Raw genomic sequence first — 18322 nt, 5'->3', positions numbered from 1 at the left:
GATGTGTCCAGTCGGTAGATGAGTGGTGATGGAGACTCGCCGTGAGACCACTCTGGTGTCTGTTGCACTTGTCGACGAGTTGCTATCGGCGTGTGCATCGCAGGGACTGCTTGCCCGGCAGTGTGTTCCGCTGTTCTTGCATGGTTCTCACGTCTGTGCCCTTTCGTCGTCAGTGATGGATCGTCGACTCGCGGCTGATCGCACGAAGGAGCCCTTCGAGGTCGCGCTCTCCCTCAGGCGTCTGGGCGCCACGATGAAGGCTTCCGCCGATGAGTTGCTTTGCCGCCCGCTGGTCGATCAGTGCCCCCCATTCCTCCTCTTCCCTCTGGTAGCCCTCGAGAGGCGAAATGGGAGCGAAGATCCGTTTTACCGCCGCGACGACCCCGTCCGGAAGATCGGCGACGTTGCGGGCAAACCGGTCCACAAATGAGTCAAGCTCATCGGCCGGAACAGCTCGGTTGATCCATCCGTAGGATGCGGCGATGTCCGCATCCACGGCGTCACCGGCGAGAACCAGCTCCAGTGCCCGGTTGCGGCCGACTCGTTCGGCAAGGTATTGCGTGCCGCCACCGCTGGGGACGATTCCCATGAGTGACTCAATCTGACCCAATCGTGCGGTGCCTTTAGCAGCGAACGTCATATCGGCTGCTGCGACGAACTCGGCTCCGCCACCCCGGGCGATGCCAGCGAGCTTGACGATCGTGACCTGCGGTTGTCGACGGAGCTGTTCGCCGACGGACTGGAAGACATTGACGCCCTCGGGTGCCTGCGTGGCGAGCTCGCCGAGAAGCCTCATCTGGTCGCCGAGGTTCATGTCGACATGGGCGATGAAGTAATCCGAATTCGCGCTGTCGAAGACAATCACCGTGATCGTGTCGTCGTCTCGCAGGGCGTTCAGCAGCTGTCGAAGCTCTCGCATGACGTAGGCGCTGAGTGCGTTCACCGGCGGGTTGTCGAAAGTGACGTAGAGGATGTGCCCATCCCGCCGCGTACGCAGCGTCTCGTAGCGGGCGTGGACATCTTGGGGTGTAGGCGTATTGGGGGACATGACTTCTCCCTGGTATTAGATATGCACTCCGGTTTACAATGCATACCTACTCTGCGATCTCTCATCACGATCGTCAATAACGCACTTTAGGCATCCCAGGGATGCTGGAGGATACTGCTATGGAACCATTCAGCACGATCGTGGACACCACGACTGAGGTTTTCAGCGCGGATTGCGCGAGCCGGCCAATTCTCGACCAGATTGCCAACAAGTGGTCGATGATGTGCATGGCAGTGCTCGACGAGCCACGACGTTTCAACGAGATCAAACGACGCCTCCAAGGGGTAACGCAGCGAGTCCTGACTCAGACGCTGCGGAAGCTGGAACGCGACGGCATGGTCGAAAGACGGGTTCTCCCCACCTCTCCAGTCGGAGTAGAATATTCAGTCACTCCACTCGGAGAATCTCTGCGGGAACCGTTCGGTCGTCTCTATGACTGGACCGTCACCAATGCCGAATCCATTCGCCGCAATCAGCTCGCATACGATGCACGTTCAACTGACTCTGCCTGACATCGATGGACGGCGCGACTGAACCCCCTTTCCTCAACCGCGACGTGTGGACGCGTCACCGGTCAGCAACCATTCGACTGCAGCGGCGTCTCTGAGGATCGGGATGACCCATGAGGAAATGCCGCTCCGATGCGCGGCTCCGCCCTCATGCAGCAAGTGTTGTCGCTGTTCGGAGGATTGCTCACTAGTGGTATGCACTACCGAGCTCTTTATCAGCCGTTTCTTGAGCGCGGTGAAATTGCCTGCGGGAGAGGGCCGCCGAGGGTGCGGTCTCCTCGTCTAGATGTGTTTTCCTGGTGTGGTTCGGGTTTTGCGAGCGGGCCTGCACGGCGCACTCGGCGACCAACATCACTCACGAATCACCCACGAGAGAGGACATCGGCACGGCTCTCGCCGCGATCATTGCGATAGCAGCACTCTTGATCTCGGGATTCGGCTCCATCATCGCCCGCCTCGCAGGCGTGAATGCAGTCTTCGAAGGACTGCGCAGGATCGGCCTCCCGTTTCTATGATGCAGTGATCATGGCCGTCCTGGCCCCTAGCGGACCATCGCCATCACGTCTTGGACCAGCCGTTGTGTGTCTTCTTGCTCAACTGCGAGCGCGAAGACGACGCGGTAGTACAGCGGAGCGACGACGTGATCGAGAATCTGCTGGACCGTAGGCGTGGTTTCGCCCCGCTCGGTGGCGCGACGCACCATCACCGCTGCCTGATCGCGACGCGTGTCCGTGATGTCACAATGCGAGACGGTCTCCAACCGTGCCGCGACCACCGCCCGTAGATATCGGGACCTCTCGGGGCGAATGATGTCCCGTGCGATGACGGACGCCCACTCCGTCAGATCTGCCTCGAGCGATCCGGTATCAGGTACCAAGTCGCCTTCCCGTGTCAGCGCGGCGACGGCGACTTCCTCGAGGAGTGCGTTGACGTCGTCCCACCGTCGATACAGCGTTGTCGGGTTGACCCCGGCCCGCTCTGCGATGACGGGAAAGGTGATCCTATCGGCGCCTTCCCCCATGAGTTGTCCGACGGCTGTGTAGATGGCGTTCTGCACTCGGCTGCTGCGTCCGCCTGGGCGACGGGCGATATCTGGATTACTCATATCGGCATTGTCGCAAAGCTCTTTGCTTTTAGAAAGAGACGCGCTACAGTGATTAAAGCCAAGATAATGGCTTTAGGGGAGGTTTAGTGTTCAACCGTTCAGTGTCATTCGCCGTCGCCGGCACGGCCGGCGCCGCGAACCTGTCAGCCGCGTCGGCGCCCTCTCCGCTGTATCCCGTCTACCAAGGGGTGTGGGGGTTTTCCTCGTTCGCGCTGACGGTCATCTTCGCCGTCTATGTCATCTCGATGCTCGTCGCGCTGCTGACCGTGGGCTCGCTTTCTGACCGGGTAGGGCGTCGGCCTGTCGCTCTCGGGGCCCTCGTGCTCTTGGCGATAGGGATGTTGCTGTTCGCGATCGCCGGGGGCATTAGTGGCCTCATGACGGCACGCATCGTGCAAGGGTTCGCCGTCGGCGCTGCTACGGGCACCATCACAGCCATGATCATGGATGCAGCGCCGAACCCGAACTGCGGGTCAATCATCAGTAGCGCCGTCCCACCGCTTGGCATCGCGATCGGCGCGGTCCTCGCCGGCGCGCTCGTGGAGTTCGCGCCCTTTCCTCGTCAGTTGGTCTTCTGGATCCTCGCCGCCGCCTACCTCGCCCTCGCCGTGCTCGTATGGTTTATCCCTGAGCGCTCCCACACCGAGGCATCTCCGCGGGAATCGGTGTGGAGGTCGCTCCTGCCAAGCGCCGGGCTACCCCGGGCCACGCGGCCAATTTTCTTCGCACTTGTCCCGGCTATCGGCGCAACCTGGGCACTCGCCGGGCTGTACTTGTCGCTCGGATCGTCCGTGATAGGCACCGTCCTCGACGTCCACAATCACTTCATCGTCGGGATCGTCCTCGGCCTTTTCTTCACCGCAGGCATCATCGGCACCGTCGTCTCGGCCGAACTGGCGCCCCAACTGCGGGAGTGGGCCGGATACCGGACCCTCGGCCTGGGCGTCTTGGTCACGATCGGGGCGACACTGCTCGGGTCATTGCCCCCCTACGTTGTCGGATCGGTCATCGCCGGCTTTGGCTTCGGTGCTGTGTTCCGGTACGTCGTCAACGCGCTGGGCGACGCGGCCCCTGCGAATCAGCGGGGGCAAGTGTTCGCGACGATGTACATCGTCAGCTACATCGCCTTCAGCATCCCCGCCCTGTTCGCGGGCCTCGCCGTCGAGTGGATCGGCCTCCAACCGACCGCCGTCGCCTACGGTGTCCTGGAAATCCTGCTGATCCTGACCGCGACTGTCACCGGGGTCACCCGGGCTCGCCGGCAGAACGCCGAACGCACACCCCGGCTGCGCGCCGCAACGAACTGAATCACAGCTCGCCGTACCCCTCTGCCCCTTTTCTCACCCACCCGTCCTACATCTGTATTGGAGTATCACCATGAGAGCATCACGTCACCAACTGGGCCCTGCGACGGGACTCGCGCCCAGTCGTTGTTGCTTTGGCTTCTGGGTCTGTGGGACTCCCGGAACGGAGGTGGCCTGAGCTATGACCGCCTCCACCCTGACGTCCAAGACATTCAACACGCCGTGCCACACGACGCATTACCTCGAGAGCGGGCCAGACAACGGGCCGCTGATGATTTTCCTCCACGGCTGGCCAAGCATCGGCCTCATGTGGCGCGCGCAGATCGACGCATTCGCCGCCGACGGATGGCATTGCGTCGCTCCCGATCTGCGCGGTTTCGGAGGCTCATCCGTTCCCGACGAGACGAGCGAATACACCACCCGAAAAGTCGTTCAGGACATGACTGAGTTCCACGACCATCTCGGTGGTGGACCAGCGATCTGGATCGGCCACGACTGGGGCAGCGTCATCGCCAGCTCCCTGGCCGCCCATCACCCGGAACGCAGCCGCGGCCTGGTGCTGACGTCGTTGGCGTACTTCCCGGACATGAACGCGTTGCCGACCCTGGTCCCGCTGGTGGATCGAGAAATCTACCCGGTCGACGAATATCCGGACGGGCAATGGGACTACTACCGCTACTACGAAACCCACTTCGAGGCCGCCGTCGCCGACCTTGACGCGGACCTGGCAGCGACTCTGGCTTCGGTCTATAAGCAGGGTGACCCCGACGCTGTGGGGAAGGTGTCTTCGACAGCGCTCGTCACCCGCAACGGAGGACGATTCGGCTCCACTCATCGTGCCCCGGTGGAACCCGCCGATCCGAATCTGTGGCCGCCGGCGGACTTCGACACCCTGGTGGAGGCCTTCACGGCACACGGTTTCCGGGGGCCCTCCGCCTGGTACGTCAATGACGATGCCAACATCGCCTACGCGCGCACGGCCCCCGATGCTGGGTGTCTGTCTCTGCCGGTCTTGTTCGTCAACGGCGACTGGGACGTCATCTGCAGCATCACCGGCAACCGGCTAGGAGATCCCATGCGGGTTGCCTGCAAAGACCTCACCGTGACGAATCTTCTCGCGGGGCACTGGCTGCCCGTAGAAAGAAAAGCCGAACACGTCGACGTCATTCGTGCGTGGCTTCGCGACAAAAACCTGTGTTAGCCGCTCGACGTGACCGAGAAGTGGCTGACGGAATCAGCCGACGACCGGCACTGCGCTCAAATCGCTCGGGGACGCGTTCGTCAGTCTGCTGACGCATATCGCTGTAGCTCAGGTGGCGCAGATGATCACGCTGACGAATGTCCTCGCAGTAGTTCCCGACATCGGCAGCTACCGACATTGGCGGGCACCGACCCTGCAATCCGCTGAAACCTCTCGGAGCCGGCGAATTCGTCGTGCTTGGATTGCTGCTGTCACCGATCAGGAGTAACAACGCGTCCGAGGAAGGTTCGTGATGGACAATCTGGTGGTTGTACTGCCAGGGAAGACCTTGTCGTTTGAGATCCGCGACGTGAGTGCGAGCGGGTCACCTCAAGATCCACGACGATCGCCGCGACGGGTGTTGCTGGTCATCCATGTTTCGTGGTCAGCGTCGGCAAGATTCGGAATGCCACGCACCGCGAAGATCTTTTCCACCAATTCTACTGCCAGAAAACCGGATTCGTGCGTATGAACGCGGGCTCCGACCATGTATCGGGAGTAGATGTCAAATATCACGTACCCATCGAAATGCCGACCCATACGACGGGCCGGTGAGCTTGGTGATCTCCCGCGATTGCCTGGCCGCCGTCTCGATCAGTTCGGGACAATGTTGCAGGGAGCCGCATTTCACATGACGAGCATTTCCATGACTGCGGACGCCAGGCTCGCGGCCGCGAGCATGCCGGTGCATATGTCACTTGGGGTCGAGGTTTGCCCAGCAGCCGTGATTAGATGCGACGAGAAGGGGAGGCGATGCTGTCGATCTAGGCAAAATTCACCTTCACTGAGAAACTCCCACTCGTGTTTATGCTGCACGCCCGCCGTGAGGTCAACGAGGCGGAGTTGCAGCAACTAGATCCAAAAGCGGCGGTCGCGTGCGAGAAGTTCACGAGCCGGTCGAGCCGGTGCTCCGTTCGAATCACACGTGTCACGCTGACATGCCTTTTCTCCTCGCGCGCCAGTGACTCAGCTGAACCGTGGTCTTCGCGCCTGTACATGCTTCGGCGTCCGACCTGCCCCGGAGTGCGAGCAAGATCATGACTGCGGGGATGAGGGCGTCGTAGACGAGCACACCACCGGTATTGCCAGGAGCCCAGTTCCCGTGGGCGAACGACTGATACAGATGACCGATTGTGGCTCCCCAGAGGAACATGCCGGCCATCAAACCGATGGTGAGACGTTCTCGGGTGCCTGCGTGCACGGCTCGGAAGCCGCCGACGGCAAGGCCAAGATTCGCGAATGCAATTTCGGTGACGAACGGTGTTTGCGGAAATCCGATCGCGGTCGTCATCACGTCCGGGATCAGAAGGAATGAAATCGTCATCCAAGCGCTGCCACATCCCAGAGCGGCAGCCGCCCACCATCTTTGCCAGACCTCGAGTCGTGACAGGTGGGCTGTTCTCGCGGAGTGAATACTTGCACCGACCACCGCAATCACCAACCAGAGGAGTGGCACCGAAGTCTGAACAGTGAACATCAAATGAGACATAAAGAAGAGTCTTGCATACGCAATATTGCGAACGCAAGATTGCGTATGCAAGATTAAGCTACAGTTTTGTCATGGATGACGGGCTCACTGACTTGCTCCACCGAGTCGTTGCGATCTTCGGAGAGCTCGCGCGCGGCCGACTCGCGGCTGACGCGGCCGAGCTGACGTACACGCAAATGCGAATCATTGGGGCATTGGAAGAAGGGCCCGCGGCTACGCAACACCAGCTCGCTGACACCCTCGGGCTATCGGAGGCGGCGACCTCCCGCGCCTTGCAAATCTTGCAGAACGCCGGATTCGTCGACATCATCACTGATCCATCGCACGGTCGGCGCCGACTGGTGTCCGCAACCCCGGCTGGTCTGAAGCTTTTCCACGCGACGGGTGCGGCGATGGCAACCGAATTGCGGGACTGGTTGACCCAAAACGACTTCCCTTACGAACGCTATCTCAACGACTCACGCCGCCTCGCTGAGCTCTTGGTTCCGCTGACCCGGAAGACTCTTGTGTGGAACCTCGCGCAGGAGGGGTAAGGCCAGATGGCAGGGCGGCGACAACGAAGCCGCACCACCTGTCATCGATTTCGTGCGTTAGCGCTCGACTCTTCTTCTTCGGCTACGTCGATGGGGGTGGGTTTTCGTGCACTTCAGGTTTGGTGTGTCAACGTGGTTGAGCAACAGCAACGGGATCGTCGGGGATGCCCGGCTGCACGGCAATCGATCTGACGTAGCCGTCCGGCACGTCCACCGCGACGGGTTCGTGGTCCTGGGTGTGCAGGGACCACCTCGTGCCGGATGGGCATGCCAGGAAGTGCTCGCCGATCACGGCACCGTGAGGTACCGGCCAGTCCATGATTTTGCGAGGTTCTTCGCCGATCACGCACCGGTACAGCCCGTCGTGGCCGCCCACCCAACATCCTGTGGAGGTGGCCCACACGTGCCTCGAGTGTCCGATGGGTCCGGGCAGAACGTGTTCGCAGGCAACATGTTCGGGGTCGATGCTCACCACGATCGGCAATTGCTGGTCCGCGACCCACAACGTCTGGCCCGACCCCGACACGTCACCGGGACGATCGAGGGGCGGGCCGGTATGAGTGGTACGTCGTCGAGATCGAGATCGACGACGACCCCCACTGCACGGTCCACCTCGAACAGGTCATTGCGCATGAACATGTCGTTGTCGAAGAAGCAAATATCGACCAATGTGAGAGTGATCGACATCGCTCGCGCGCTGACCGGTCACCCACGCGTATGGGTTACGGTCCTCTCCGCGCGACAGCGTTGCACGACAGCGCTTTCGGAGACGGCTGACCGCTGATCCGAGAGAGTAGGGCGATGGCCGTGCGTCGGCTGTACAGTCGATGCCGATGACTTCTCCGGGGCTCACTGCAAGTGGTGTTTGTGCGGCGGAGACGACTGAGTGGCGATTCTCGTGTGCTTCTTCGTACTCGACGATCTCACGTATGTTCGCGGTTTCGGTCAGTTTTTTGATTGCGGAGAGGGCGTGAGCGACATCTTTCTATGAGACGGTGGCCGACCCGACGTCGTTTTCATGACATACGACCCCGATCACGTGGGCGGGACATACGAGCGCGGAGCTGGCGAACACGTCGACGGCTACGACATCGGCACCGCGCGAGCACAGAACTACCGAGCCGAGAAGTCAACGGCACCAAAACCTAGGGGTACCAGCCAATGAACGACGGCTTCAGCACTCTGGCCAATGACACGAGCACCGCGGTAAACAAGCATCTGTCGGAATGGACCGCATCGGACTGGATCGGCGAAATCGCCGTCCTCGCCGTCGGAGGGGTCGTCGGAGCTGTCGCGATCTTCGCGTTTCGCCTCATGCTGTGGGAGCGGAGCGACGTAGAGGCCGCCCCGCGACCGTGGTTCGCTGGAGCGATCACCATGTGGTTGTTGTCGACCTGGCTGCTGATCAACACCATCGGAGACCTTGCTCGTCACAGCCCGAGTCGAATCTTCGCTGCATGGTTCACTTTTGTCGCGCCGGTCCTGATCATCGCCCTCTTCGTCTTCGCATCCAGACGTGTCGACCACCTCAGAGACCAGGTCGACTACGCCCCGACCCGATTCATGCTCGTCTGGGCGGTCCCTTCCGTGGTGGTGTTCCTCATCGGTGTGGTCACGTCCTTCAACGAGATCACGGACCGAGGCGAATGGAAAAACCTTCTACTGCAGATGACTTGGCTCGGCGGACTTTTCATCCTCGCGGTGGCTGCCCTACTGAAGGTCCGTGAAGTCAGAGCCTTGCGGTAGCCCACTCGGCCCCGTTGATTCGGAGAGGTGTCGAGAATTGCGGACGATGGTTCGGCTTGACCCAAGCTGAGTCCAGAACCGATGTTGTTCTTTAGGGCCACCGCTACCCTTCAGGGTGCGGATCGGTACTCATTCGGTATAGATCGTTAACATCTACGCCGTCTTCATCCTTCAAATTTTGTAGCGGAATCTCTTCCGTAGTTGGCCATAGTTGAATCAAGCACGCCACATCGCGTGAGAACTCGCTACGGCCGCGAACACTCACACGGATTCCATACAAGCCTGCTGCGAAAGATGCTACGGAGTCGAACGCTACTGGCGTGAGTTCGATTTGCGAATTATCCGACATCGAAACCGTCGCAAATTCGGAAGTGTGAGACAGAACGATCGACGCTTCCTCTACCGCTTCCCATTGAGACAGTTCGACAGGGGGGATCGCATTCAGAACCTCTACACTGATTTCGGTAGGGCCATAAGTCCGTCCCGTCGAAATAATCGCCAGCCCATCCCCGAGGTGCATCACCTTTCCCAAGGAGGTGACTTGGCCAGCATCAGGATCCTTGTGCAGCCTGATCATCGGATAAATGAGATCCAAACTCACCCACGTTGCAGTCATTTGCCGATCCTAACGGCATGTAAACCCCTGTATCGCAATGAAGTCAGGTGTTGCGACGATCCTTAGAACCCAAGGTCCGGTGGGGGGCCTTTTCGGGTTCTGTGGCGGGTTGGCTGGGCTATTGGTGGTGAATGAGATAGGGAAGGGGCTAGAGGCTCATTCGCCGCAATGAACAGCAGGTAGTTGTTGAGTGTGCGTCAGGAGGCTGCGGTCTTTCGTGTCGGGCAATATGGGGGTATGCCCATCGTGTCTTCTTGGTCGGTCAAAGATTCTTGTCGAGTTGCCGTCGTTGGGTTGCTTCCTCTTCTGTGGTGGAGTCTGACTTTGTTGGCCGGTGCACTTGGCGTTGGGTACGAAGTCGCTGGCGATGTCATCGTGACGTGGAACCTGTTGGGTGCCGTCGGATTGATACTCGTTATCCCCGGCGGGATCATCACTCTCATCGGCAGCGGAAAACTGAAATCTTCCAGCACATTCCGGCGGGGGCGGGCCCTCGCCGCTGTGGGCCTGGCGCTCGTGATGTCCTTTTGTCTGTTGGCCATCAGTGTTTCGATTCAGGAGTACCTGGCACCGCTTGCTCGACGTGATCCGAACAGTTGGAGTCCGGTGTTGAGCAGCAGGGAGCAACTGCTCGTTGTAGTGCCGTACACGCTCATGCTGGCCGCGATGGTGAGTGTCTTTGTCAGGCTGTGCCGCCGAGGTTCCTCTCGTGTACCTATGTGACTTCTCATGACGAGCGTGAGGCTGCGGTGGGTGCTTCGTGTCGTTTTGGGTGGTTGTTTGTTCTGACGTTGGTTACCTGCGCCTTCGTGGTGTTCGCTGATCGGTTTGTGCCGTTGTGCCGTTGTGCCGTTGTGGCTTTTGTGGGTGGAGACCGTTGTGATTGTGGGGGCGATGGCGGTGTTGGCGTGTGGGGAGCGGCGGGCTTCACGTTCACTCTGAGCGGGATTTATGAATCTCAGCGCTGTTGGGTCTCGTATGGCGTTTGCGTTGTGTATGAAATGTGCTTGTTTACCAATTTGAGGGAAAATGCGAAATCTTCAGATCTCGGTGTTGTCTTTGTTCTTGCTCATTGTGGTGGTGGCTGTTTCAGCGTGGTCGGAAAACGAGTATCTCCGCACACCTTTGTTGATTGCTTTGGCTGTGACATTGATATTGGCGATTCTGTTGGAGATCAACATCCGGCGCTTCAAATAATTGACAACTGACGGCAGCGCCGGGTTCCTCGGCGAATGTCTGGGTACTTTTGTGGGCGTTGACCTGGGGTGATGACACGTCCCCGGTTTGCGCTGGTTGGTGGATGTCGGTGTGGGGAGTGTTTGGTTGTTGTGGGTGTATGGGGCGCCGGCGGATTAGGCGCTGGCGCTAACTACCGAATTGCAGGTACGGCGATACGTCGGTCATCGACTGCGCAGCTCCACTTCGCTAACCCGTCACCTCCGAGCAAGACACCGCGCCCTGTAATCATTCCCGGCGGGGGCCGTTACAGTTTGTGAGATGACGAGCGTAGGTGTGGTGGGGGCGTGGAATAGGGACGCTGGCTGGGGGGTCATCGACTCTACGGATACTCCGAGCGGATGCTGGTTCTATTACAGCAATCTGTGGACGCTCCAACACCCACCACTCGCCGCTGGAGAGTCGCTTGAAATCAGGGGGCAAAGTGGAGATGTTGAGATCGGTGAAACAGTCGATTTCGACTGGGAATCGGTGCAGCAGGATGGGTTCTCCTTCCGGGCTGTCGACGTTCGTCCACGCAGAAAGCCGCCACGTAGAACCATTGCCTTCACCGTCCACGGCAAGCTGGTTCCCTGGCCTGTCGAGCGTTTCGGAGAGATTCCATATCCCGATCTGTGGATCGATGAGGGCGTGCAGTAAACGCGTTTCGGTCGCACAACAAGTTCGGGTAGCGCTTCACCGCTTCTGCTCTGGGTGCTCTGCGCCGTACGACTGAAATATCAGCTGTTCACAACCGGATGGGCCCGCCCCGTGGGGTGTTCGGGTTCGGTGGTGTGGGGAGTGGTGCCGTGTCGGGGTGTCCCTATGGGTTTCGGCAACCCATCAGATATCGGGTGTTGGCGGTGGCTGCGCCGCACTGGGTGGCGCAGCCGGGTAAGAATCAGCTATGGATACTTCGCGGCGGTATCGGTTGTTCGCCGAGTACGAGGCCCGCGGCAATTCGCCGTGTTACGAACGGTGGTGCCTGGGCATCGCCGACGATCGGGAGCTTGTCGCTCTGATCGACCAGTTGCCGACCGACAAGCGGCAGCCGAACCTCGTGCTTGGTGCGGCGCGATACCTGGGCGTGGAGGAATCACTGTTCCTGCTGTTCAAGGATTGGATGGTCGTACACTGGGGCGCGGTCCGAGAGGTGGCGCTGGCGCGCAGCACTCAGACGAACGAGGTCGGTCGAGTCGCAGCGCTGCTCCCGGTGCTCTCGCAACTTCCGGGACCGCTGTCACTGATCGAGGTCGGGGCCTCGGCCGGGCTGTGCCTGTATCCGGACCGGTTCAGCTACCACTACGGCGATGATCAAGACTCCATCGACCCCGCATCAGGGCCTTCGCCAGTTGTTCTGCCATGCGTCACGACGGGTCGCCCGCCCCTGCCCGCAGCCGTTCCGACAGTGGTCCACCGGGCCGGAGTCGATCTGAATCCGCTCGACGTCAACGACACCGACGACATGCGCTGGCTTGAATGCCTTGTCTGGCCGGGGCAGACGAACCGGCTGGATCGCCTCCGAGCTACCGCTGCCATCGCGCGGCAAGAGCCGCCGCACTTGGTCGCGGGGGATCTCACCGACACCATCGCAGGCTTGGTTCATGACGCTCCACGGGACACGACCATCGTTGTGTTCGGTAGCGCGGTCCTCAACTACCTCGATCTCGACGCGCGAACGTCATTCGAGGACACTGTGCGCGGTTTGCCGTGCCACTGGATCTCCAACGAAGGCGGCGGGGTGATCACGTCAGTCGTCGATCAACTCCCCAAGCCGATCTCAGAAACCCGCGGCCAGTTCGTCGTCACCCTCGACGGCAGACCGCTTGCGTACGCCGGAGCGCATGGACAATCGCTGGACTGGTTCGCGTCGCCCTGACTTGGGCAGCGCCCTTCCAGATTCACGCCGCACAGGTGGCTGTATTGCGTGGTTGCTCGGCTTATGGTGCGTGGGTGATGGCATGCGGGGGAGGGACGCGGTGGCGTCGGTGGGTGGTGTTCGGGGTGGGGTTCGTGTTGGTGGTGGGGGCGGTTGGTGCYTTCGCGTTCCTRGGGGTGGGGCGGTCTTCGTATGARCTGTGCGCAGCCGATTCCGCTGTGGCGTTGGAAAGTGCGTCGCGGGTGTGGCTGCCGGTTGTCGGGTCCTCGTGTACTTATGCGACGTCTCATGACGTGCGCGAGGTGCGGGTGGTGTTCGATGGTGCGGCGTCGGTGTTCGCTGTCGCCGGGTGGGTGTTGATGGGTGCGGCGTTTTATTCGCGGCGGCGACAACCACCGCCTGAACCCGAGTGGTCGATGCCGGTTGATCGGGGATAGAGGCGCGTGCGATGACGGTCGTGATTGGACTTGGCCCCGTCGTGATGTGGGAGGCTACGACCGCCTTGACGGCCACTACCGAATCACCAACTCTGACTACGAGAGAGAGCTGTAAAAGGTGCGAGCAGATATCGAACGTGCTGCCCAGGCGGTGCGCGTGGCCGCTGAGTTCGACTGGACGTGGGCCGTCAATGACCTGCCGCCGTTCTGCGGTCAGGTCGGTTGGCAGTTCAGCGGCCTCGATGAGCAGGTGCCAGCAGCCGTGACCAATCTCGAAGTCAATCGCCCCGATGTGATGGTGGGCGTCGCGGACTTATCGACAACCGAATTGTCGCGAGCGATCGATATGATCTCCTTCCGTGCCAGTGATGTGGTTCTCGGTCAGAGCGACTTGGAGCCTGAGCTGGATGAAGTTTTCGATGCACTCGTGGACCGGATGTTCGAACTGCTGGGGCAGCGGCCCACGGATTGGTGGATCGAACCGACCCGCGGCCTGCGCTGGGACCTTCCGAGCCTGGTGGTTAGGGTCCAGATCGGCGTCTCATCGGTCTGAGTGTATCTGGTCAGTCCTGCGCACCAGCAATGGAACGACGAATACGAGCAGAGCGCCGAAGATGAGTAGACGTGAGGTTGGTTGAGGCTGCGGTCTGGCCCGACTCGCTGTCATTGCTGAAAAGTTGAGTGGGCGGTGTTGTCGGGGTGTGCTGGTGTGCTCGTTTTGTGGTGTTGACCTGCGGTGATGACACGTCCCCGGTTCGCGTTGGGTGGTAGATGTCGGTGTGGGGTGTGCTTGGTTGGTGTGGGTGGGTTCGGTGTTGGTGTTTTAGGGTTTGACCTGCGGTGATGACATGCCCCGGGGCGGTTGTTGGGGGTGTGTGGGGCGCCGGCGTTTTTGGGTGCCGGCGGGGTGTTCGGGTTCGGTGGTTGTGGGGGAGTGGTGCCGGGTCGGGTGGGGGTGTTGTGGGGCTCGTTTTTGGGTGTTTTTGAATGTTGTTGCATGTCAGAAGCTTTCGGTATTCGTGCTCCTCTGGTTTCTCGACCATGAGGGGCCACACCCCGGCCTTGTACCGATATCCCCACCAACCATTCGGCAGCAAAACCATTCCGGCCTGACCCTCGTCAGGCGGTGGCCTCCAGCCTCTATCGTCGTCAGGGGATCGAGTCATATCGACAGTGTCTCAACCTCTCGAAAACGGTCGCGAGCCAGGACAAACCGGCACACAGTGGAGAGATGAGTCCGGCTACGGGAAAGGCAGTGCCGCCGATGCTCGCCACGCTCGGGCAGCCCCCGACAGGGGAGCGCTGGCGTACTGACTGAACTAGCGAATCGCATCATTGCAGTTCAGGTGCCGCGTGGGTGCTTTCCTCGGTATGTGTAGCGAGACGCGCCGGGCTGATCTTGCAAGGCTTGTGGTTCTTGTCGTGGGGCTGGCTGATTTCGACAGGTTCCGAAGTCGAGTCGTACAGGTTGCTCGATACGTCAGGTGAGGTAATCGGTACAGCGACAATGTTTTTCGAGGAACTTACGAGAATATTTGATGGTGGTCATCTTCATGATGACCCCAGCGTTGTCCTAAGTCCGCATTTCCTCGGCGACCGGGAACGTCGAGACTTCACGCACGTTCGGACCGGTTCTGGCAAAGGCATGCTTCTTGCAGGCGTCACCACTGAGGTCTATTCTTTGATTGACTGATCAGACAATATAGAGGAGTGGTGTGTCGAGACGGGCTGATCCGGAACGGATCGCGCAGAAGCGGGAGCAGATCGCCGTCGAGGCTGGTCGCCTGTTCGCAGCTCAGGGATACGACCGCACGAGCGTCGCCGAGGTCGCCAAGGCGGTCGGCACCAGTCCGGCCAGTGTCTTCTACTACTTCGAGGACAAGGCCTCTTTATTCCGAGCTGTGTTCGAACGAGACCTGCCCACCGCCGAGGCGTTGATCGCCCGGCACAGTGCAGGGTCCGACTCGGTGGCGGCGATCTTGGACATACTCGACGCCCTGACCCAAGACGCTGCCGACCCCTCGGCCTCGGGCATGCTGATCGAGCTGTTACGCCGCGTCGGGGTTGACCCCGAGCTGCTGGCGGTGGTGGGGCGTACCGCAGACGTCCTCGGTGAAGGACTTGCCGCTCTGATCGCTCGCGGGATCGCAGACGGCGCCATCGACTCGAACCTGGACGCGACCGAGACAGCAACTTGGCTGCTGGCGATCGTCGATGCGACCTATCTCAATGCCCGGCCAGGGCACTCCCCACATACCGAGTTGCACCGCACCGTGCTCGGTTACTTCAAGCCCCCGCGAGGCCGTCAGGAGGAACGTCATGGCTGAAAACTCCATCAACGTCTCGATCCCGCGACGATGGATCGTCGGCATTCACGTGTCGGGTGCGGTGCTCGGGTTCGGCGCCGCCTTCGTCATCGGGCCGCTCGTGACCTGGCTACTCGGGTTCGTCGGCGATGCGCCCGGTCCGCTGCGCTTGGCCGCAGGGCTGCCCCTGGTCTGGGCGATCCCGGTACTTACTCTGGTCGGGCTCGGTGTCGGGGCCTGGTTCTCCAGAGTGTGGCAAAAGGAGAATGGCACTATCGCGATCACTTCGGAAGGGGTGACGGTGCATCGGGCCGGGAGCAGCCGGCATGTCGCCCGCGGACGCATCGGCGGCGTGTTCACCGACAGCCGCGACCTTGTCGTCATCGACAGCGCCTCCAACGAGCTGCTTCGCGTCCCGACTGACAAGGTTCTCGTGCACAGACTGCACGCCGCCTTCGAGCACTTCGCGTACCCCTGGCAGGGCACACGAGACCCCCGGGACCACACCTTCGAGACATGGATCGACGGAAGTGGGTCTCTGGATGATCGTGCGCACGATCTCCTGCGCACCCGGCAGCGAGCGTTGGCCGACAAACGTCCCGGCGCCGCTGAAGACGCCCGAGACGAACTCCGTGACCTCGGCATCGCAGTGCGGGATCGCCACGACACCCAGCAGTACCGGGCGATTCCGTGAAGCCTGTGCTTCATTCGGGCTCACGTTAATCACGCACTTGCCAGTCTCGAAATTCCGCGACGTGCAGCGCTGCGGCCGGGTGAGACGTACTGTCCAAGCCGGTTGGGTGATACGACGAGTCTTGGTACGCAGGGTTGCCAATAGTCGATGAAACACGCTGCGCTGCAACGAAGTATGTTCACATGCGAAGTGCATCGTCAGTATCGAGTGGCAGCTTCGCTACCAGAGTGCGGGCGGACGTCCCGCAGTGTTGCCGATTCTGACGATGTCTTGTCGTTTGAAGGCTATTACCAAGGGCAGATGCTCTCTCCCTAGTGCAGTTAAGGAGAAACTCATGACAGATGAACGCTCGTATCCGAGGTGTTGATCAGCCGGTGTGGTGGCCGCTAATGGGTGATCTTGTGGTCGGTGAGGTAAATCAGGCGTGTGTCATTGACGCTGAAGGCTGTCGGATCGTCGGGATGTTGTTGTGCGATGACGAAGACCTGCAGAGCAGAGCTTTTGTCTACCCGCCAGGATTTGCGTGCATGTGTGTATGCCCAGTCCAACTCTCGTTGGAGGGCGTTGCGCCGGCCGGTGGGCCATCCGGCGCGGTCGATGGTGAGGGTGCAGAGCAGCGGCTGTTGGCTCCGGGGTTGCTTCGGAAGCAGCGTGATGGCGAGCAGATCCCCGTCCTCGGATAGTGGCACTGTCCACCGTAGTTCGGCGTAGAAAACTCTGGCAGCGAGTGCGGGGATTTCGTCGTTCCAGACGCTTATCCTTCTGAAGGCGTACCGATAGTTGTCGGCGTCGACACCGGGGATACGAAGTGATTGCGCTTCGCGCGCACTTTTGGTCGCGAGGTAGTTCCAGTAGTCGACGACACGGCCGAGTGTGTGAGCGACGTCGCTACGGCCACCAGGCACCGATCTGGCTGTACCGCCCCCCGAGCGGGACCTGCGCCGGTTGTCGACGTCAACATCGGAGTCGCCCTCGCCGGGAGCTTTTTTCGCGGCGACCGTACGATCCACGAGCACCAGTCGATGCGGAATGCCCGAGCGGGTGCCTTCGAGACTTGTTTTGCTGTCGCGGGAACTCAATGAGTTGTCCTGCGGGGACTTTCGCTCGCAGTCCGCTTCGTGGACGACCCCATTGGATCCAACGCTGAATGTCGGCGACATCTTGATCGAGTCCATGTTCCACGGGCGGACGGGGACCCGGCAGCCAGCACACAAGAATTTCGCAGCCTTACGCTCTGATACGGTCCACCGCTCGACCGAGATCGCCGTGATCGGGGTCTCCGTTCCATCGGCATCGACGAGAAATGCTTCTCTGTCTGCGGAGAGGGACCCGCGAGCGGAGGAGGATGCGGTGGTCCCCATAAGTCGTTCCATTTCTATTCGGCGATTGATGCGTGGTGACGGCGATGCGCCTGGAGTTGTCGAGCTATCCCGAGTGGTCGTGCACGAACACTCGATAAGGCGACGATGCGGAAGCGCCCAGTGCAGAACCGGATTCGACAGGAAGCGCCCCTATCAGGAGTGTTGGCTCTCTAGTCCTTGTGGTCAGACAGGGGAGGAAGCTCTCCGTCTGCGCGCTGGCGGGCGCGTCGAGCGCCGAACAGGTGCGCCAGTTCCGTCTGCGCACGAATAGCAGCCACAACGTCGGCTACCGACTCGGTGTCCGAAACACGATGCCGACAATGGGTGATTCCGCGTATCTCGTACATTGCCACCGCGGCGTTCAAATCAGCAGTTGCCGAAGCTATTTCAGTGCGTTCCTCCGCGCTGAGAGTGCGAGTGAATCCTGCGAACTCTTCGGATAGGCCATTGCGGGTTGTGGTCGGCCGCGTACGCAGACGACTGAACAGTGTGGACATGAGCGTGGTCGATCCCCCGTTGTTGAGATTCTCGGTTCGAATCACCGACATGGCGTCGTCGGTACGGGCCACGATAGCGCTCTCTGTGGCTGCGCGCCGCTCTGCCTCGGTAGGGGAAAGCGATCTCTTCGGAACAAATCGAGGGAGCAGATGAATTCTCCATAGGTTGCTAATTGACAACCTCGTGGTTATGCTGTGGTTGTCAACTAAATAGAGAGGTGCGAAGATTGCCACAGAGATTCAGAGGAATCGACCAGGACACGAAAGTGATCCTGAAGGCACTCGAGAAGGCCGGATTCGAAATCCGCGCCACGAAAGCGGGTCACCCGATGGTCTACAAAAA

Annotated in this window: 21 protein-coding genes; 13 read left to right on the top strand and 8 right to left on the bottom strand. The window is 60.5% G+C overall.

Annotated features, from left to right (window positions below):
* Window positions 1–169 precede the first annotated feature (169 nt).
* On the bottom strand, window positions 170–1048 hold the full coding sequence (locus AC1DWA_RS29725) for an enoyl-CoA hydratase/isomerase family protein (protein WP_477847995.1): 879 nt from the start codon (window positions 1046–1048) through the stop codon (window positions 170–172).
* 119 nt (window positions 1049–1167) lie between these two features.
* Here AC1DWA_RS29725 and AC1DWA_RS29720 point away from each other — a divergent pair, with 119 nt between their 5' ends.
* Both AC1DWA_RS29720 and AC1DWA_RS29715 read left to right on the top strand, forming a co-directional pair.
* The gene (locus AC1DWA_RS29720; protein WP_477847993.1) at window positions 1168–1560 is read left to right on the top strand and encodes a winged helix-turn-helix transcriptional regulator; all 393 of its coding nucleotides are present in this window, start codon (window positions 1168–1170) and stop codon (window positions 1558–1560) included.
* A gap of 296 nt (window positions 1561–1856) precedes the next feature.
* Window positions 1857–2072: a hypothetical protein gene (locus AC1DWA_RS29715; protein ID WP_477847991.1), complete on the top strand. Its 216-nt coding sequence runs from the start codon at window positions 1857–1859 to the stop codon at window positions 2070–2072.
* 26 nt (window positions 2073–2098) lie between these two features.
* Here AC1DWA_RS29715 and AC1DWA_RS29710 read toward each other — a convergent pair whose 3' ends face one another.
* Window positions 2099–2662: a TetR/AcrR family transcriptional regulator gene (locus AC1DWA_RS29710; RefSeq protein ID WP_477847989.1), complete on the bottom strand. Its 564-nt coding sequence runs from the start codon at window positions 2660–2662 to the stop codon at window positions 2099–2101.
* An 86-nt stretch (window positions 2663–2748) separates the two neighbouring features.
* Between AC1DWA_RS29710 and AC1DWA_RS29705 the strand changes: the two genes are divergently transcribed.
* Window positions 2749–3969, top strand: coding sequence for an MFS transporter (locus tag AC1DWA_RS29705; RefSeq protein ID WP_477847987.1), 1221 nt, complete (start codon window positions 2749–2751; stop codon window positions 3967–3969).
* Between the two features lie 178 nt (window positions 3970–4147).
* Window positions 4148–5167 (top strand): alpha/beta fold hydrolase, encoded by a 1020-nt coding sequence (locus AC1DWA_RS29700; RefSeq protein ID WP_477847985.1) that lies wholly within the window; start codon window positions 4148–4150, stop codon window positions 5165–5167.
* A 369-nt stretch (window positions 5168–5536) separates the two neighbouring features.
* Here the strand turns inward: AC1DWA_RS29700 and AC1DWA_RS29695 are convergent, their stop codons facing one another.
* Complete coding sequence (locus tag AC1DWA_RS29695; RefSeq protein WP_477917405.1) at window positions 5537–5695, bottom strand: hypothetical protein; 159 nt, start codon at window positions 5693–5695, stop codon at window positions 5537–5539.
* Window positions 5696–6134: 439 nt separating this feature from the next.
* Window positions 6135–6695 (bottom strand): DUF6790 family protein, encoded by a 561-nt coding sequence (locus AC1DWA_RS29690; RefSeq protein WP_477847983.1) that lies wholly within the window; start codon window positions 6693–6695, stop codon window positions 6135–6137.
* 71 nt (window positions 6696–6766) lie between these two features.
* Here AC1DWA_RS29690 and AC1DWA_RS29685 point away from each other — a divergent pair, with 71 nt between their 5' ends.
* Complete coding sequence (locus AC1DWA_RS29685; protein WP_477847981.1) at window positions 6767–7228, top strand: MarR family winged helix-turn-helix transcriptional regulator; 462 nt, start codon at window positions 6767–6769, stop codon at window positions 7226–7228.
* A gap of 127 nt (window positions 7229–7355) precedes the next feature.
* Here the strand turns inward: AC1DWA_RS29685 and AC1DWA_RS29680 are convergent, their stop codons facing one another.
* Window positions 7356–7754 carry a hypothetical protein gene (locus AC1DWA_RS29680; RefSeq protein ID WP_477847979.1) on the bottom strand — a complete coding sequence of 133 codons (399 nt, stop codon included), beginning with the start codon at window positions 7752–7754 and terminating at the stop codon, window positions 7356–7358.
* A 635-nt stretch (window positions 7755–8389) separates the two neighbouring features.
* On the opposite strand from AC1DWA_RS29680, the gene AC1DWA_RS29675 reads away from it, so the two are divergent.
* Entirely contained in the window at window positions 8390–8974 is a 585-nt protein-coding gene (locus AC1DWA_RS29675; RefSeq protein ID WP_477847977.1) for a hypothetical protein, read from the top strand.
* A 103-nt stretch (window positions 8975–9077) separates the two neighbouring features.
* Here AC1DWA_RS29675 and AC1DWA_RS29670 read toward each other — a convergent pair whose 3' ends face one another.
* Window positions 9078–9590, bottom strand: a complete 513-nt coding sequence (locus AC1DWA_RS29670; RefSeq protein WP_477847975.1) for a hypothetical protein — start codon at window positions 9588–9590, stop codon at window positions 9078–9080.
* Between the two features lie 327 nt (window positions 9591–9917).
* Between AC1DWA_RS29670 and AC1DWA_RS29665 the strand changes: the two genes are divergently transcribed.
* From AC1DWA_RS29665 to AC1DWA_RS29635, 7 genes are all read left to right on the top strand, one after another.
* Entirely contained in the window at window positions 9918–10313 is a 396-nt protein-coding gene (locus AC1DWA_RS29665; RefSeq protein ID WP_477917403.1) for a hypothetical protein, read from the top strand.
* Window positions 10310–10798, top strand: coding sequence for a hypothetical protein (locus AC1DWA_RS29660; protein WP_477847971.1), 489 nt, complete (start codon window positions 10310–10312; stop codon window positions 10796–10798). The genes AC1DWA_RS29665 and AC1DWA_RS29660 overlap by 4 nt, the downstream gene beginning before the upstream one ends.
* Window positions 10799–11087: 289 nt before the next feature.
* Window positions 11088–11465, top strand: coding sequence for a hypothetical protein (locus AC1DWA_RS29655; protein WP_477847969.1), 378 nt, complete (start codon window positions 11088–11090; stop codon window positions 11463–11465).
* A gap of 247 nt (window positions 11466–11712) precedes the next feature.
* Window positions 11713–12684 carry a DUF2332 domain-containing protein gene (locus tag AC1DWA_RS29650; protein WP_477847967.1) on the top strand — a complete coding sequence of 324 codons (972 nt, stop codon included), beginning with the start codon at window positions 11713–11715 and terminating at the stop codon, window positions 12682–12684.
* Window positions 12685–13239: 555 nt separating this feature from the next.
* Window positions 13240–13674, top strand: coding sequence for a DUF6301 family protein (locus tag AC1DWA_RS29645; protein ID WP_477917401.1), 435 nt, complete (start codon window positions 13240–13242; stop codon window positions 13672–13674).
* 1162 nt (window positions 13675–14836) lie between these two features.
* The gene (locus tag AC1DWA_RS29640; protein ID WP_477847963.1) at window positions 14837–15448 is read left to right on the top strand and encodes a TetR/AcrR family transcriptional regulator; all 612 of its coding nucleotides are present in this window, start codon (window positions 14837–14839) and stop codon (window positions 15446–15448) included.
* Entirely contained in the window at window positions 15441–16121 is a 681-nt protein-coding gene (locus AC1DWA_RS29635; RefSeq protein WP_477847961.1) for a YqeB family protein, read from the top strand. Before AC1DWA_RS29640 ends, AC1DWA_RS29635 begins: the two co-directional genes overlap by 8 nt.
* Window positions 16122–16507: 386 nt before the next feature.
* Here AC1DWA_RS29635 and AC1DWA_RS29630 read toward each other — a convergent pair whose 3' ends face one another.
* Together AC1DWA_RS29630 and AC1DWA_RS29625 are read right to left on the bottom strand one after the other, a co-directional pair.
* On the bottom strand, window positions 16508–17482 hold the full coding sequence (locus tag AC1DWA_RS29630; protein WP_477917399.1) for a hypothetical protein: 975 nt from the start codon (window positions 17480–17482) through the stop codon (window positions 16508–16510).
* Between the two features lie 170 nt (window positions 17483–17652).
* Complete coding sequence (locus tag AC1DWA_RS29625) at window positions 17653–18051, bottom strand: hypothetical protein (protein ID WP_477847957.1); 399 nt, start codon at window positions 18049–18051, stop codon at window positions 17653–17655.
* Window positions 18052–18322 lie beyond the last annotated feature (271 nt).

The organism is Rhodococcus sp. P4_F3_2 (assembly GCF_056401335.1).
Note: the sequence above shows the minus strand (reverse complement) of the source record. Positions and strands in the feature narration are given on the sequence as shown.

What these genes read in the sequence shown, in the direction of transcription:
- AC1DWA_RS29670 (WP_477847975.1), bottom strand. Translation starts at nt 9,590, where the DNA reads ATGACTGCAACGTGGGTGAGTTTGGATCTCATTTATCCGATGATCAGG.
- AC1DWA_RS29685 (WP_477847981.1), top strand. Translation starts at nt 6,767, where the DNA reads ATGGATGACGGGCTCACTGACTTGCTCCACCGAGTCGTTGCGATCTTC.
- AC1DWA_RS29690 (WP_477847983.1), bottom strand. Translation starts at nt 6,695, where the DNA reads ATGTCTCATTTGATGTTCACTGTTCAGACTTCGGTGCCACTCCTCTGG.
- AC1DWA_RS29650 (WP_477847967.1), top strand. Translation starts at nt 11,713, where the DNA reads ATGGATACTTCGCGGCGGTATCGGTTGTTCGCCGAGTACGAGGCCCGC.
- AC1DWA_RS29710 (WP_477847989.1), bottom strand. Translation starts at nt 2,662, where the DNA reads ATGAGTAATCCAGATATCGCCCGTCGCCCAGGCGGACGCAGCAGCCGA.
- AC1DWA_RS29725 (WP_477847995.1), bottom strand. Translation starts at nt 1,048, where the DNA reads ATGTCCCCCAATACGCCTACACCCCAAGATGTCCACGCCCGCTACGAG.
- AC1DWA_RS29695 (WP_477917405.1), bottom strand. Translation starts at nt 5,695, where the DNA reads ATGGTCGGAGCCCGCGTTCATACGCACGAATCCGGTTTTCTGGCAGTA.
- AC1DWA_RS29720 (WP_477847993.1), top strand. Translation starts at nt 1,168, where the DNA reads ATGGAACCATTCAGCACGATCGTGGACACCACGACTGAGGTTTTCAGC.
- AC1DWA_RS29630 (WP_477917399.1), bottom strand. Translation starts at nt 17,482, where the DNA reads ATGGGGACCACCGCATCCTCCTCCGCTCGCGGGTCCCTCTCCGCAGAC.
- AC1DWA_RS29675 (WP_477847977.1), top strand. Translation starts at nt 8,390, where the DNA reads ATGAACGACGGCTTCAGCACTCTGGCCAATGACACGAGCACCGCGGTA.
- AC1DWA_RS29635 (WP_477847961.1), top strand. Translation starts at nt 15,441, where the DNA reads ATGGCTGAAAACTCCATCAACGTCTCGATCCCGCGACGATGGATCGTC.
- AC1DWA_RS29700 (WP_477847985.1), top strand. Translation starts at nt 4,148, where the DNA reads ATGACCGCCTCCACCCTGACGTCCAAGACATTCAACACGCCGTGCCAC.
- AC1DWA_RS29655 (WP_477847969.1), top strand. Translation starts at nt 11,088, where the DNA reads ATGACGAGCGTAGGTGTGGTGGGGGCGTGGAATAGGGACGCTGGCTGG.